Origin of the sequence: Bacillus sp. FSL K6-2944 (assembly GCF_038005385.1) — a bacterium.
Classification (GTDB): domain Bacteria; phylum Bacillota; class Bacilli; order Bacillales; family Bacillaceae_G; genus Bacillus_A; species Bacillus_A cereus.
This window is the reverse complement of record NZ_JBBOTE010000001.1, coordinates 25,544-38,666: the sequence shown is the minus strand read 5'-3', so window position 1 is coordinate 38,666 and position 13,123 is coordinate 25,544. Positions and strand designations below refer to the sequence as shown.

The following is a 13,123-nucleotide window of genomic DNA, read 5'->3' as shown; positions in this document are numbered from 1 at the left end:
TTTCCGTTCCCTCATTCTTTTAAACTCCGCTTTTTCTCTTATTATGAAAATATATTATTCTCCCATAAAATATCCTGTAATTGTTTCAATGATTGCTGCTGCTCCTGCAATGGCTAATAATGCAAGTAACGGTTCTGCAACGATAGGAATCCAATTATATAAGACTAATAAAAAAGCACTAACCCATACACCTGTACACCAATAACAGCTTAACAATTCGCCAATCCACTTTCTTAATCCTTTACCTTTCACTTTTGTAAACGTTGATACACTTCCATCCGGCTCCGTAATCTCTAATTCATCAATAAATGGTCTTCGCAAAAAGGCTGTAATTTTATCATAAACAATTAAACGAGTGAGCCTAAAAGCAGCTAACGCAAAAATAAAAAATAAAAGCCAGCTTGTAAACAGCATGATTCCACCTTCCCTTATCCTCTTTCGCCTATTTAAAAAAAAAGGTCTTGAGATTGTGACCAAATCTCCTCGACTCCAATATCTTATTAATGTAAATACAAACAAGAAGATAAGGAGTGACATTAATGAGTTGTAACGAAAATAAACACCATGGCTCTTCTCATTGTGTAGTTGACGTTGTAAAATTCATCAATGAATTACAAGATTGTTCTACAACAACATGTGGATCTGGTTGTGAAATCCCATTCTTAGGTGCACACAATACTGCATCAGTAGCTAATACACGCCCTTTTATTTTATACACAAAAACTGGAGAACCTTTTGAAGCATTTGCACCATCATCAAGCCTTACTAGCTGCCGTTCTCCAATTTTCCGTGTGGAAAGTGTAGATGACGATAGCTGTGCTGTACTACGTGTATTAACTGTAGTTTTAGGTGACAGTTCTCCGGTACCACCTGGTGACGATCCAATTTGTACGTTTTTAGCTGTACCAAATGCAAGATTAATATCTACAACTACTTGCATTACTGTTGATTTAAGCTGTTTCTGTGCGATTCAATGCTTACGCGACGTTTCTATCGTAAAGTAAACTAAAAAACTATTGGGGTGGTAGAAGCTTTCTACCACCTTTACATATTTAAAAACCGGCCATACTAATCGATTGGATATCATCTATAGACAGCCTAATATCTCTCATACTATTTTGCGGCATAATAGATACAATACCATTTCGATACGATATGATCGATCCAACATATGAGACTGTAGCTGTTTTTATTCTGCACCTTACTTTCGGAATGTAATGAGGGCGGTTTAGTAAAAAATGAATTTTTTCATCATTATTCATATCCTTAAATGATTTATTATACGGGACAGTTCTTACTGGTTCTTGCTCTTCTTGCTCTTCTTGCTCTTCTTGTTCTTCTTTTTCTTCTATTTTTTCTTCCACTTGCTGCTCTTCTTGTTGTTCTTGTTCTATTACCTCTTCCACAGCACTACTTACAATATTTTCTTGTCTATTACTTTTCTCTTTTTGATCTTCATTTTCAAAGTTTGTCAGGATAATCCTTTTTATTTTCGGTGCAGCAAGTTCTAAACTTACTTGCGTGATATATAACAACGGTTTTCCAACTGTTGAACTTTTATTTTTATTCTTCACACTCGTCCCTCCCAATTCCATACGTAGCTAAATAAATCGTGTACTATTATAGTTATATTCATCACCTGATAAGAACTTTCGTTAAAAATCGTTCTTTCTCAGAACAAATAAAAAGGACAATCTCATCATTTAGAGATTGTCCTTTAAAATTTAATATTATATTTATCCTAGGATATGATACCCTGAATCAACGTGAATGTTTTCTCCTGTTACACCGCGAGCTAAATCACTGAATAGGAATACTGCTGTATCGCCAACTTCTTCTTGCGTTGTTGTACGACGAAGTGGTGCGCGCTCCTCAATTTCTCTTAAGATTGAGTTGAAATCGCCTACACCTTTTGCAGATAACGTACGAATTGGTCCTGCAGAAATAGCGTTAACACGAATACCGTGTTGACCTAAATCGTTCGCTAAATATTTCACGCTCGCTTCTAATGAAGCTTTCGCAACACCCATAACGTTATAATTTTTCACAACGCGCTCGCCGCCAAGGTATGTTAACGTTAAAATATTTCCGCCTTCTGTCATTACTTTTTTTGCTTCTCTTGCTACAGCTGTTAAAGAGAATGCACTAATATTTTGTGCAAGTAAAAATCCATCGCGAGAAGTATCTACAAATTCACCTTTTAAGTCATCGCGATTTGCAAAAGCAATACAATGTGCTACACCGTGAATAGTACCTACTTCTTGTTTAATTGTTTCAAAGCAAGCTGTAAGTTCCTCATCATTCGTTACATCACAAGGTAATACAAGTGATTCTTGTCCTTCTAATGTGTCCGCTAATTCACGAACGTTTCTTTCTAAACGTTCTCCTGCATATGTGAATATTAATTTTGCACCTGCATTATGCAAAGAGCGAGCTATTCCCCATGCAATACTTCTTTGGTTCGCAACGCCCATAACAACAAATGTTTTCCCTTGTAATAGTTCCATGATATATCCTCCCAGAAATACTTATACTTGTTATTAGTACCTGATACTATAATTATAGTACCATAAAACCGCTTAAAGGCAAACAAAAAAGTCATTAACAGAAATTTGTTAATGACTTTTGGTTTCTATAAAAAACCGCTCTAATCCTTCTTCCCAAGACGGCATTTGTGAAAAACCATTTAATCTTAGCATGTTATGTTGAAAAATAGAATATTTGGGCCTCGCAGCCGCAGCCCCGAATTCTTCCGTTGAAACAGGTAATACATTCACTTTCATATTGACGTACGAAAATATCTTTTGTGCAAATTCAAACCAAGAGCATGAGCCTCTGTTTGATACGTGGTATGTACCGTATAAAGAAGTATGAATGAGCTTATTAATAACCATATTCAAATCCGCCACATACGTAGGAGAGCCAACTTGATCCGCTACAACAGATATTTCATCTCTTTCTTTTCCTAATCGCATCATCGTTTTCACGAAATTATTCCCATATTTACCATATAGCCACGATGTGCGAACGATAAAATATTTATTATGTAACTCTTTGACGAACTGCTCCCCCGCATACTTAGAGGCCCCATATATATTTATCGGCGCTGGACTATGAAATTCGTCGTATCCATCTGGTCTGGCGCCTTGAAATACATAATCAGTACTAAGATAAACTAGCTTCGCCCCTACTAATTGTGAAGCAACCGCTACATTTCGAGCTCCGATTGCATTTATTCTATATGCAAGATCCTGTTCTTTCTCCGCATGATCTACTTTCGTATAGGCAGCACAATGAATAATTATATGTGGTTTTATTTCTTGTACCACTTGTTGTATTCGGGATATATTTGTCACATCTAATAACTTTTTATCAAATGGATATATATCATATTCTTCAGAGTCTAACTCTTCAAATAGTTGCTTTCCTAATTGACCGTTTGCTCCTGTTATGATAACCCTCTCTTTCATTTAACATGCCCCTTACTGGTCTTTTAGTGGTTTCCACCATTCCTTATTCTTTTCATACCATTTCACCGTCTCTTGTAATCCTTGTTCAAACGTATATTTCGGTTCCCAATCAAATTCATTCTTCATTTTCTCTGCATCAATCGCATAACGACGATCGTGCCCTAAACGATCTGTAACATATTCAATGTCTTTTTTTGTTTTTCCTAAAAGAGTAATAATTTGTTCCACAACTTCTACATTTGTTTTTTCATTATTTCCACCTATATTATATACTTCTCCTACACGTCCCTTATGCAAAACAACGTCAATCGCACTGCAATGATCCGTTACATGTAACCAATCTCTTACATTTAACCCATCACCATATAACGGTAGTTTTTTTCCTTCCAGTGCATTCGTAACCATTAACGGAATTAATTTTTCGGGATACTGGTACGGCCCATAATTGTTAGAACAACGCGTTACTATAACCGGTAATTGATATGTTTTATAGTAAGATAGAGCTATCATGTCCGCGCTCGCCTTACTTGAAGAATATGGACTATTTGGAGCTAACGGCGTTTTCTCTGTGAACTTCCCTGTTTTTCCTAAAGAGCCATACACTTCATCCGTTGATACTTGCACAAGTTTTATATGCGAATATTTTTTAACTAGTTCTAATAAAGTGACCGTCCCAATTACATTTGTATCATAAAAAGGAATCGGATTTTCAATACTACGGTCCACATGTGATTCAGCTGCAAAATTTACAATCACTTGTACATCCCGCTCTTTTATAACGTGTTCTAATAGCTCTCCATTTTGAATTTCTCCCTTTACAAAAGAGTAATTCGGGTGATCCTGAAGAGATTTTACGTTATTTAAATTCCCGCTATATGTTAATGCATCGTAATTAATAATTTTATACGTTTCATAACTTTGTAGCATGTAATGAACGAAATTACTTCCAATAAATCCAGCCCCACCTGTTACTAATATATTCATAAACAACGCTCCTACTTAAAAACTATCTTCATATTCCTCTAATAATGGTAATATCTGATCCTTATCGGACAATATAGGATCGGTTACTGGCCAAGGAATTGCTAAATCTTTATCTTCCCAAAGTAATCCTGAGTCATGCTCTGCGCTATAATATTCATCTACTTTATACATAACGATAGTATGCGGAACAAGCGTGCAAAATCCATGCGCAAACCCTTTTGGCACTAGTAATTGCCGATGGTTATCTGCACTTAAAATATATCCTTTCCATTGTTTAAATGTTGGTGATTTTTTTCGTAAATCAACGATAACATCATAAATTGCCCCTTGCATAACTTGAATGAGTTTCGTTTGTGCTTTCGGTTTTTTTTGAAAGTGTAGTCCCCGAATCGTTCCTGCCTTAGCCGAATAAGATACGTTATCCTGTACAAATGAATACGTTATCCCTAATGTTTCTAGCACCTGCTTATTATAACTCTCTGAAAAAAAGCCACGCTCGTCTCCAAACAACCTCGGTTCTAACAATTTTGCATCGGTAAAATTTGTTTCTACAACTTTCATATTCTCACCTATTCTCCGTTAAACTGTTTCCCAAAATTAATATCACGCGCTAACGTATTCGCCTTTTGAAGCGAAGCATGAGTTCCCGCATCAGTCCACCAGCCGTTCATTTCATTATAAGTAAGTACCCCTCGTTTTAAATACCAATTATTTATATCTGTAATTTCAAGTTCTCCCCGTGCAGAAGGTTTTAATTCTTTAATATAAGAAAAGACTTTCGAATCATACAAATAAATTCCCGTAACCGCATAAGAACTTTTCGGCTCTTTCGGCTTTTCTTCAATTTCAACTATTTTTCGGTTTTGAATATGTGCTACGCCAAATCTTTCGGGATCTTCTACAGATTGCAATAGCACTTTCGCACCTTCTTTTTGATTTGCAAACTCTTCAACATACGGAAGAATATCATCTGAAAAAATATTATCCCCTAATATAACTACCATACGATCATTCCCGACGAAATCTTCACAAAGCCCTAACGCCTGTGCGATCCCGCCCGCTTTATCTTGCACACGATACGTAAAGGACACTCCAAATTCATGACCACTCCCTAAAAAGCTAACAACATCCCCCATATGCTCTTTACCCGTAATAATCATAATATCTGTAATATCGCATTGTTTTAGCTTATATACCGCATGATAAATCATCGGATACCGACCAACAGGAAGTAAATGTTTATTCGTTACTTTCGTTATTGGATATAATCTCGATCCAGTACCACCTGCTAAAATAATTCCTTTCACTTTGCATCTCTCCTTTATGATGGAGATAATATATCTTTGTAATGTTCTACAAACACTTTCCGGTACTTCTCATATGTATCCGCATCAAACTCATCCCCGTTGTAATGAATACACCATAAATTTGCTTGATTTGGGATACCAATTAAATAACCAGCCCTTTGAAACTCTAAAGACTGTGACACATCATAAAAGTGAAACCCTTGAAACAAATCTTCTCGCCACGGAATATCATACTGCGTTGCCATGAATAAACCATCAATTGCCTGAACTGACAAAAATGGTTGATTACCATAAAAAACCTGATCTAAATTTAATAGTTGATAATTCTGTCTTCTATACTCAATCACTTTCCCTACTAAATTTTTTCCTTCCCACCATATCCCGTTATTCGGTAAAAACTGAGCCCCAGCGACTCCTATTAAACCAAGCTTTTCATTTTCTTTAAAAAGAGATATAAGTGTAGAAAACATGTCTCGATTAATAAGATATGTATCTTGATGTATATACACTTTGTATTTCGCTGGATATGAAAGAGCTCGGTTGTATGCACTTGCCATACTTTGCGCATCTCGTATCGGAAAAATTTGCACGACATAACCAGGGGGAACAAAAATGTTTCTTATTTGGCTCTCACATTGTTTGAAAAGCTCCTCATTATTTACACAAACAACGACTAATATTGTATGATCTTTCATTTTTGTCCCCCCTTTTATTCTTCCTTATTTACATCTGACATATAGTGTTCCACAAATATTTTCCGATACTTTTCATAGTTCGTCATATTCACATCAAAATGATAATGGATACACCAAGCATCGCGCTGTACAGGTACACCGACTGTATATCCTGCTTTTCTAAATTCAAATGATTGAGATACATCATAAAAATCAAATCCGTCAAATAAGTCTTCTCGCCACGGAACATCATATTGTGTGGCCATTAATAAACCATCAATACATTCTACAGGAATAAATGTTTTTGATTCATGATACGGTTGTTCTAAACTTGCCATATAAAACAAATCATTCATATAACCAATGACTTTCCCTACAATTCCACGCCCTTCGTTCCATACGCCAGTCGGAGGAACATATTGCGCTCCAACCATCCCAATCATCCCAAGGTTTTCATGTTCCTCAAATAATTGAAGTAATCCGTATAAAAAAGCCCTATTTATAATAAAAACATCTTGATGTAAATACACTTTATACTTCGCTGGATGCGAAATGGCTTGATTGTATCCACTCGTCATACTTTTCGCATTTCGAATCGGCATAAATTGGACAATATACCCTGGCGGTACTAACAATTGCAATATATGTCGCACGCAGTTTGCATACAATTTCCGATCATTTATACATGTAACAAATAATATTGTTTTGTCTGCAGCACTCATAATTGTGATTTTTCAGCTTCAATAATATACTGAAATACAACTGTCTCAGCCATGAAGCCACTTCCAAGACGATATTTTTTACAAATTCCATATAACTCCTCAATAAGCGGCTCATACATTTTATGATCAACATATACACGATCTACTTTACTAATTGAATATCCTGCTTTTAAAAACATTCTTAGCATTTCATTGAATGTAAAGAAACGAATATGTGTTTTATCTAATAAACCATATTCTGTATACGTCCAATTTCCAGCAAGTAAGGGAGCTAATACTGAAATATGAGCAACGTTTGGTATACTTGCTAAAATCACACCATTTTGCTTTATATATGGCTTAACCTTTTCAATCACAGCCCACGGATCAAATAAATGCTCTAATACATCCCCAAATAGGACGCAATCAAATTGCCCCTCCTCATAAGGAAGATCTATTTTTTCTATATCCCCTAAAATAACATGATCTAGTCTTTCCTTCGCTTTTTCTGCCGCCTCTGGAAATGCCTCTATTCCTGATACACGTGTACCGTTTTCTTTAATAGCTGCTCCCAATGCACCGCTCGAACAACCAATATCAAGAACTTCTTTCCATTCCTTTTTTATATGCTTTAATAAATTCGGATTCGCTGCATTATAATAATGCTCGGATTTTTCTTCATATAAAGAACTTTTTTCGCGATTCATTTCACACACTCCTTATGCAAATTGAATTAGAAATATAAATCTCATATGAATTCTATAAAGTGCAGATTTTGTTCATCCCCCAATGATTATTAGCCCGCAAATAGCAGTATAAAATCTTTTATTTATATTGGTTACGTTACTGATACTCTAATATATAACCAATCTATTAGAGTTAGAATAGCGATAAATCATTTCTAAAAAACGAAACCTATTACACTTTATATGGTTTATCAAAAACTCCCCGAAAATATTTACGGTTATATTCAATTGCAGCATTATTCGGAACATAAGAAGCTGCTAATTCATTGTAATAATACGCTTTATCCTGCTCCCCTAACCTGCTATAACAAATACACATTTGTAAATAGGGTAGCCATGTGTAGCTAGCTGGACTATGGAAAGGACTTTCCGTTGCCATTGGTACTTCCGTAGCAAGTTTAAACCAAAATATCGCTTCATTATATTTTTCTTGTTCCATATATATATATCCTATTCTTGTACAATTCTCTCCTCTAGGGACGTCATACCGAAACGACTTCACACAAGATTCGATTGCCTTCTCCCACATTCCGAGCTTTGCATAGCAATCTCCTAACTTACCACATGCATAAATTTTCTCTTCATACCATCCTTCGTCTTGATTAAGAAATGTTTCATATAGAAGAACTGCATCATCATATTTTTGGTTATCCGTAGATTCATTTGCGTAATAAAATAAATCTCTCGGACTTAATTCTTCACCTGCCGCTACAGTATTTTGAAAAATTTTCAAATTACGATTTGTTACTTTTTTTTCTTTTTTATGTGTAATAGCAACATTACTACTAAAAACCTCACCAGAAATAGCTAAATACTCATGAACCTTTCCAAACCATTGAAATTGTTTTTCACGCTTTACAAGTCGATTTCTTTTTGTACAATATAAAGGTTTCCCGTTAGAATCCATTGCAAGATGATAAGGCATCGAAACAGCATCAATTTTAGGATCTAATTCTCTTTTTAAAAGTTTCAATGCTTCTTGAGCATCTTCTAATAAGACATCATCTGCATCTAGCCACAATATATACTCTTGCGTCGCTTTTGAAAAAGAAAAATTTCTTGCTGCTGCAAAATCATCAATCCACTGGAAATCATATATGTTAGAAGTGTATTTCTCTACGATTTCTTTCGTTCGATCGACGGAACCTGTATCAACTACTATAATTTCATCCACAATTTTTTCAACTGTTTCTAAACAACGGGCTATTGTCTCCTCCTCATCTCGAACAATCATACATAAACTAATTGTAATTCCTTGCTTGTTCAACATAATCACCCTCTTCCAAATCAATCATATGTTATACATATACTAAACTTTCCATTTTTTTAAATTGTTCAAGTAGTTTAAGATTTCTTTTCAATAATTCAAATGTCCGTGTCATTTTCTTTCGGTTTTGCATCTACTATATAATGAACGCTTTATGGAGGTGAATTTATGTCAAATAATAATTATTCAAATGGATTAAATCCCGATGAATCTTTATCAGCTAGTGCATTTGACCCTAATCTTGTAGGACCTACATTACCACCGATACCACCGTTTACCCTTCCGACTGGACCTACAGGGCCAACTGGACCTACGGGGCCGACTGGACCTACAGGGCCGACTGGACCGACTGGTGGCACTGGGACTACTGGACCTACGGGGCCGACTGGTGACACTGGGGCTACTGGACCTACGGGGCCGACTGGTGACACTGGGGCTACTGGACCTACAGGGCCTACAGGGCCGACTGGTGACACTGGAGCTACTGGAGCTACTGGACCGACTGGACCATCCGGACTAGGACTTCCAGCAGGATTGTATGCATTTAACTCCGCTGGAATTTCTTTAGATCTTGGACTAAATGCTCCAGTACCATTTAATACTGTTGGATCTCAGTTTGGTACAGCAATTTCTCAATTAGATGCTGATACTTTCGTTATTGCTGAAACTGGATTCTATAAAATCACTGTTATCGTATATACTGCGGCAATAAGTGTATTAGGGGGGCTTACAATCCAAGTAAATGGGGTATCTGTACCAGGTACTGGGGCTACTTTAATCTCAGTTGGAGCACCTATCGTTGTTCAAGCAATTACGCAAATTACGACAACTCCATCATTAGTTGAAGTAATCGTTACAGGACTTGGGCTATCATTAGCTCTTGGTACAAATGCATCTATTATTATTGAAAAAATCGCTTAATTTTTTACTTAGCAGTAAAACTGATATCAGTTTTACTGCTTTTTCAATTTCAAATTCAATCATGAAACATTCGCTATCTACATAATCATATTGTTGTATGACATTTTGCAGGAGGCACAAATATGGAAAGTAAATCTGCTGTTCAGCTTTATCTCGAATTGCTAAAGAAGACCATTTTATTTGAAATATGGTTAGAATATGAGGCATACTTACCCGCATCTCTACATATTTCAAAAGAACTAGAATTCGAACCAGTTACAGTCCCCCTCCCTTTATTCATTAAGCAATATGCTGAAAACCATAACTTAAAAATTGTAAAACCAAATGTTTCTAAAAGTGAACGTCATGATGGAATGGATTGGCCAAGAGCAGCACATAGCATGATTGGTCGAGAACGTATGAACCAATTACAAGAGGCGATGGAAACCGTTGTTCGTGAAAATATAGAAGGTGATTTTATTGAAACAGGTGTATGGCGCGGAGGATCATGCATTTTTATGAATGGTTTTTTACAAGCAAACAACATTACGGATCGTAATGTGTGGGTTGCAGATTCATTTGAAGGTTTGCCAGCACCGAATCTAGAACAATATCCAAAAGATTACGGTGATTATTTACACACATTCGATTACTTACGCGTCTCTTTAGAACAAGTACAAGAGAATTTCAAAAAATATGATTTACTAAATGATCAAGTGAAATTTTTAAAAGGTTGGTTTAAAGATACTTTACCAACAGCACCAATTGAAAAAATAGCAATTGCACGGCTTGATGGTGATATGTACGAATCCACAATGGATGGTCTCGTGAACTTATATGATAAAGTTTCTAAAGGTGGCTATATAATTATCGATGACTACGGGCTACCGCCATGCGCTGAGGCTGTGACAGACTTTAGAAACCAACGAAATTTAAAAGCCCCTATTACTAAAATTGATGTATTTGGCGTTTATTGGAGAAAAGAATAAAAAAAGATTTAATCTATAGGAGATTCCATTTTCACTCATTCTTCTCTCACTTCTAATCCAATTAAGTATTCTTTTTCGGAATCTCCTTACATATAACAATTGTTTTCCTGTATTCTCTCACTACAAATTGAAAATTTTATTAATAGATTTACTGCATCTTCTCATACAAGAAAGGGGTATACTCATGAGTGAACTTAACAAAGAAATGACTTTACTCCCCCCTCCTGAACTCGTCCAATATGTAGGTGGCGACTTCAAAAAGGTTGGAAAAGAGTTCCTAAAGCATTTTATTCAAATTGGTGCTTTAAAATCAAATGAAAAAGTATTAGATGTAGGCTGCGGTGTCGGCCGAATGGCTGTACCATTAATGAATTACTTAAATGATGATGGAGCGTATTATGGATTTGATTTGTTTAAAGATGGAATTACTTGGTGTCAAAATAACATTTCAACTATGCGTAATAATTTTCACTTTGAACATGTTGACATATACAATCAATTCTATAATCCGGAAGGAAAAGAAGATGCCTCTCAATATCGTTTTCCCTATGAAGACGGAACATTCGATTTTATCTTTTTAACTTCTGTATTTACACATCTTCTCCCAAAAGAATTAGAACATTACGTATCTGAAATTGTACGTGTATTAAAAAAAGACGGGAGATGTTTCATTACATTCTTTCTTATAAACCCTGAATCATCCTATTATTTAAATGCAGGACAAAGTACATTAGGTTTTTATCATCGAATCGAAAATTGCTACGTTGTAAATAAAGATATTCCGAATTTCGCAGTTGCTTATCCTGAGACAGATATTTGCAATCTATTGAATAAGTACGGCCTAGAAATAATCAATAAGCCGCATTACGGTTTATGGTGCGGCAGACATGAATATACAAGTTACCAAGATATTGTTCTAACAAAAAAAAGCTTCTGAAAGGAAGTTATGTATGATGAATGAAAAAAATCCACCTCTCGTTTCCATCCTTATTCCTACTTATAATCGGCCTCATTATTTCAAAATTGCTCTAGAAAGTGCATTGGCACAAACTTATTCAAATATTGAAATCATCATCGGAGATGATAGTACAAATGATGAAACAGCAACTTTAATACGCGAACAATACTTACCAAATTATAAAAATATAACATACATTCGAAATACCCCTACTCTAGGACAATTTCACAATGACCTTATGCTCATAGAAAAATCAAATGGTGAGTATATAAATTTTTTAATGGACGATGACGTGTTTTATAAGCATAAAATACAAAAAATGATGACCTATTTTGAGCAAGATCCCAATAAAAATCTTGCTCTTGTTACTTCTTATCGAGTACGCATTGATGATCATGGAAATCTAATAGGTGATTCCCATCCAACACAAAGGTTATATAGTGAAGACACCCCATTAAACGGGATATTTTTAGGTAATTGGATGTTAAAGGGCGGACACAACATTATCGGTGAGCCTACAACTACTTTGTTCCGAAAGGAATTGCTCACTGAACCTTTTGGCACCCTTAAAGAGCGACAATATTCTTGTAGTGTTGATATGGCCTCATGGATTTCTTTACTTTCTAAAGGAAATGCAATATACATTTCTGAGCCTTTAAGTCAATTTCGCTACCATGCTGGACAACAAATACACAATAAGCTCCTTCAAGGTTGTGAAGATTTCACACACCTTGTTATAACAGCAAAAGAATATGGCTTTTTACAAAATACTACGGACTATAGAGCAGCTCTACTTAGTGCTTACCAATGGTGTAAAAGTTCCTTAAAATACTATCTTCATCAACTAGATATTTTTCCTGACGCACATGTACGTCTCTCTCATTGTTTGGATATAATTATTAAAGAGCTAAACAATTAAACTACTCTGCAAAATTAAAAGTGTATGGACTATATGTGAATCATTCGTATAGTTCATACATTCTTTCTCATACTATAAAGTGAAACTTTAATCAGCTCTCACCAATCGGGCTTTTACGGGCAGTTGATCCCCCACCTAACTTCTTCGCTTTCGCTGAATTTTGAGGTGGGGGTCTTACTGCCCATTAATGCGGGATAAAATCCATTAC

Annotated in this window: 16 protein-coding genes; 5 read left to right on the top strand and 11 right to left on the bottom strand. The window is 35.7% G+C overall.

What is annotated here, in order from left to right:
• Positions 1-54: 54 nt before the first annotated feature.
• Positions 55-414 (bottom strand): DUF1360 domain-containing protein, encoded by a 360-nt coding sequence (locus MHH55_RS00190; RefSeq protein WP_000899662.1) that lies wholly within the window; start codon positions 412-414, stop codon positions 55-57.
• A gap of 125 nt (positions 415-539) precedes the next feature.
• Between MHH55_RS00190 and exsY the strand changes: the two genes are divergently transcribed.
• Positions 540-1,004, top strand: coding sequence for an exosporium assembly protein ExsY (gene exsY, locus MHH55_RS00185; RefSeq protein WP_001277744.1), 465 nt, complete (start codon positions 540-542; stop codon positions 1,002-1,004).
• 48 nt (positions 1,005-1,052) lie between these two features.
• Here the strand turns inward: exsY and MHH55_RS00180 are convergent, their stop codons facing one another.
• The 10 genes from MHH55_RS00180 to MHH55_RS00135 all read right to left on the bottom strand — a co-directional run bounded on the left by MHH55_RS00180 (position 1,053) and on the right by MHH55_RS00135 (position 9,152).
• The gene (locus MHH55_RS00180) at positions 1,053-1,595 is read right to left on the bottom strand and encodes a spore coat CotO family protein (RefSeq protein ID WP_078186218.1); all 543 of its coding nucleotides are present in this window, start codon (positions 1,593-1,595) and stop codon (positions 1,053-1,055) included.
• A 141-nt stretch (positions 1,596-1,736) separates the two neighbouring features.
• Positions 1,737-2,507, bottom strand: coding sequence for an enoyl-ACP reductase FabI (gene fabI / locus MHH55_RS00175; RefSeq protein WP_000421886.1), 771 nt, complete (start codon positions 2,505-2,507; stop codon positions 1,737-1,739).
• 108 nt (positions 2,508-2,615) lie between these two features.
• Entirely contained in the window at positions 2,616-3,470 is an 855-nt protein-coding gene (rfbD, locus tag MHH55_RS00170) for a dTDP-4-dehydrorhamnose reductase (RefSeq protein WP_078186219.1), read from the bottom strand.
• 12 nt (positions 3,471-3,482) lie between these two features.
• A complete protein-coding gene (gene rfbB / locus MHH55_RS00165; protein ID WP_001024171.1) occupies positions 3,483-4,454 on the bottom strand; it encodes a dTDP-glucose 4,6-dehydratase in 972 nt (323 codons plus the stop codon).
• Positions 4,455-4,469: 15 nt separating this feature from the next.
• The gene (gene rfbC / locus MHH55_RS00160; RefSeq protein WP_000869415.1) at positions 4,470-5,015 is read right to left on the bottom strand and encodes a dTDP-4-dehydrorhamnose 3,5-epimerase; all 546 of its coding nucleotides are present in this window, start codon (positions 5,013-5,015) and stop codon (positions 4,470-4,472) included.
• Between the two features lie 8 nt (positions 5,016-5,023).
• On the bottom strand, positions 5,024-5,761 hold the full coding sequence (locus tag MHH55_RS00155; RefSeq protein WP_000676157.1) for a sugar phosphate nucleotidyltransferase: 738 nt from the start codon (positions 5,759-5,761) through the stop codon (positions 5,024-5,026).
• Positions 5,762-5,775: 14 nt separating this feature from the next.
• Positions 5,776-6,456, bottom strand: a complete 681-nt coding sequence (locus MHH55_RS00150) for a glycosyltransferase family protein (protein ID WP_000651524.1) — start codon at positions 6,454-6,456, stop codon at positions 5,776-5,778.
• 14 nt (positions 6,457-6,470) lie between these two features.
• Entirely contained in the window at positions 6,471-7,157 is a 687-nt protein-coding gene (locus MHH55_RS00145; protein WP_001271188.1) for a glycosyltransferase family protein, read from the bottom strand.
• Positions 7,154-7,843, bottom strand: a complete 690-nt coding sequence (locus MHH55_RS00140) for a class I SAM-dependent methyltransferase (RefSeq protein ID WP_001078432.1) — start codon at positions 7,841-7,843, stop codon at positions 7,154-7,156. The genes MHH55_RS00145 and MHH55_RS00140 overlap by 4 nt, the downstream gene beginning before the upstream one ends.
• A 211-nt stretch (positions 7,844-8,054) precedes the next feature.
• A complete protein-coding gene (locus MHH55_RS00135; RefSeq protein WP_000932913.1) occupies positions 8,055-9,152 on the bottom strand; it encodes a glycosyltransferase in 1,098 nt (365 codons plus the stop codon).
• A 165-nt stretch (positions 9,153-9,317) separates the two neighbouring features.
• On the opposite strand from MHH55_RS00135, the gene MHH55_RS00130 reads away from it, so the two are divergent.
• From MHH55_RS00130 to MHH55_RS00115, 4 genes are all read left to right on the top strand, one after another.
• Positions 9,318-10,070, top strand: coding sequence for a BclA C-terminal domain-containing protein (locus MHH55_RS00130; protein ID WP_340880240.1), 753 nt, complete (start codon positions 9,318-9,320; stop codon positions 10,068-10,070).
• Positions 10,071-10,192: 122 nt separating this feature from the next.
• Entirely contained in the window at positions 10,193-11,038 is an 846-nt protein-coding gene (locus tag MHH55_RS00125) for a TylF/MycF family methyltransferase (RefSeq protein ID WP_000444381.1), read from the top strand.
• Between the two features lie 184 nt (positions 11,039-11,222).
• The gene (locus tag MHH55_RS00120; protein WP_001292843.1) at positions 11,223-11,975 is read left to right on the top strand and encodes a class I SAM-dependent methyltransferase; all 753 of its coding nucleotides are present in this window, start codon (positions 11,223-11,225) and stop codon (positions 11,973-11,975) included.
• A gap of 13 nt (positions 11,976-11,988) precedes the next feature.
• The gene (locus MHH55_RS00115; RefSeq protein ID WP_000980807.1) at positions 11,989-12,915 is read left to right on the top strand and encodes a glycosyltransferase family 2 protein; all 927 of its coding nucleotides are present in this window, start codon (positions 11,989-11,991) and stop codon (positions 12,913-12,915) included.
• Positions 12,916-13,123: the final 208 nt, after the last annotated feature.

Excerpts from the sequence above, each read along its gene's own strand:
- exsY (WP_001277744.1), top strand. The coding sequence starts at position 540 with ATGAGTTGTAACGAAAATAAACACCATGGCTCTTCTCATTGTGTAGTT.
- MHH55_RS00190 (WP_000899662.1), bottom strand. The coding sequence starts at position 414 with ATGCTGTTTACAAGCTGGCTTTTATTTTTTATTTTTGCGTTAGCTGCT.
- MHH55_RS00180 (WP_078186218.1), bottom strand. The coding sequence starts at position 1,595 with ATGGAATTGGGAGGGACGAGTGTGAAGAATAAAAATAAAAGTTCAACA.
- MHH55_RS00125 (WP_000444381.1), top strand. The coding sequence starts at position 10,193 with ATGGAAAGTAAATCTGCTGTTCAGCTTTATCTCGAATTGCTAAAGAAG.
- MHH55_RS00115 (WP_000980807.1), top strand. The coding sequence starts at position 11,989 with ATGATGAATGAAAAAAATCCACCTCTCGTTTCCATCCTTATTCCTACT.
- MHH55_RS00140 (WP_001078432.1), bottom strand. The coding sequence starts at position 7,843 with ATGAATCGCGAAAAAAGTTCTTTATATGAAGAAAAATCCGAGCATTAT.
- MHH55_RS00130 (WP_340880240.1), top strand. The coding sequence starts at position 9,318 with ATGTCAAATAATAATTATTCAAATGGATTAAATCCCGATGAATCTTTA.
- MHH55_RS00150 (WP_000651524.1), bottom strand. The coding sequence starts at position 6,456 with ATGAAAGATCATACAATATTAGTCGTTGTTTGTGTAAATAATGAGGAG.
- fabI (WP_000421886.1), bottom strand. The coding sequence starts at position 2,507 with ATGGAACTATTACAAGGGAAAACATTTGTTGTTATGGGCGTTGCGAAC.
- rfbB (WP_001024171.1), bottom strand. The coding sequence starts at position 4,454 with ATGAATATATTAGTAACAGGTGGGGCTGGATTTATTGGAAGTAATTTC.
- MHH55_RS00135 (WP_000932913.1), bottom strand. The coding sequence starts at position 9,152 with ATGTTGAACAAGCAAGGAATTACAATTAGTTTATGTATGATTGTTCGA.
- rfbD (WP_078186219.1), bottom strand. The coding sequence starts at position 3,470 with ATGAAAGAGAGGGTTATCATAACAGGAGCAAACGGTCAATTAGGAAAG.
- rfbC (WP_000869415.1), bottom strand. The coding sequence starts at position 5,015 with ATGAAAGTTGTAGAAACAAATTTTACCGATGCAAAATTGTTAGAACCG.
- MHH55_RS00120 (WP_001292843.1), top strand. The coding sequence starts at position 11,223 with ATGAGTGAACTTAACAAAGAAATGACTTTACTCCCCCCTCCTGAACTC.
- MHH55_RS00145 (WP_001271188.1), bottom strand. The coding sequence starts at position 7,157 with ATGAGTGCTGCAGACAAAACAATATTATTTGTTACATGTATAAATGAT.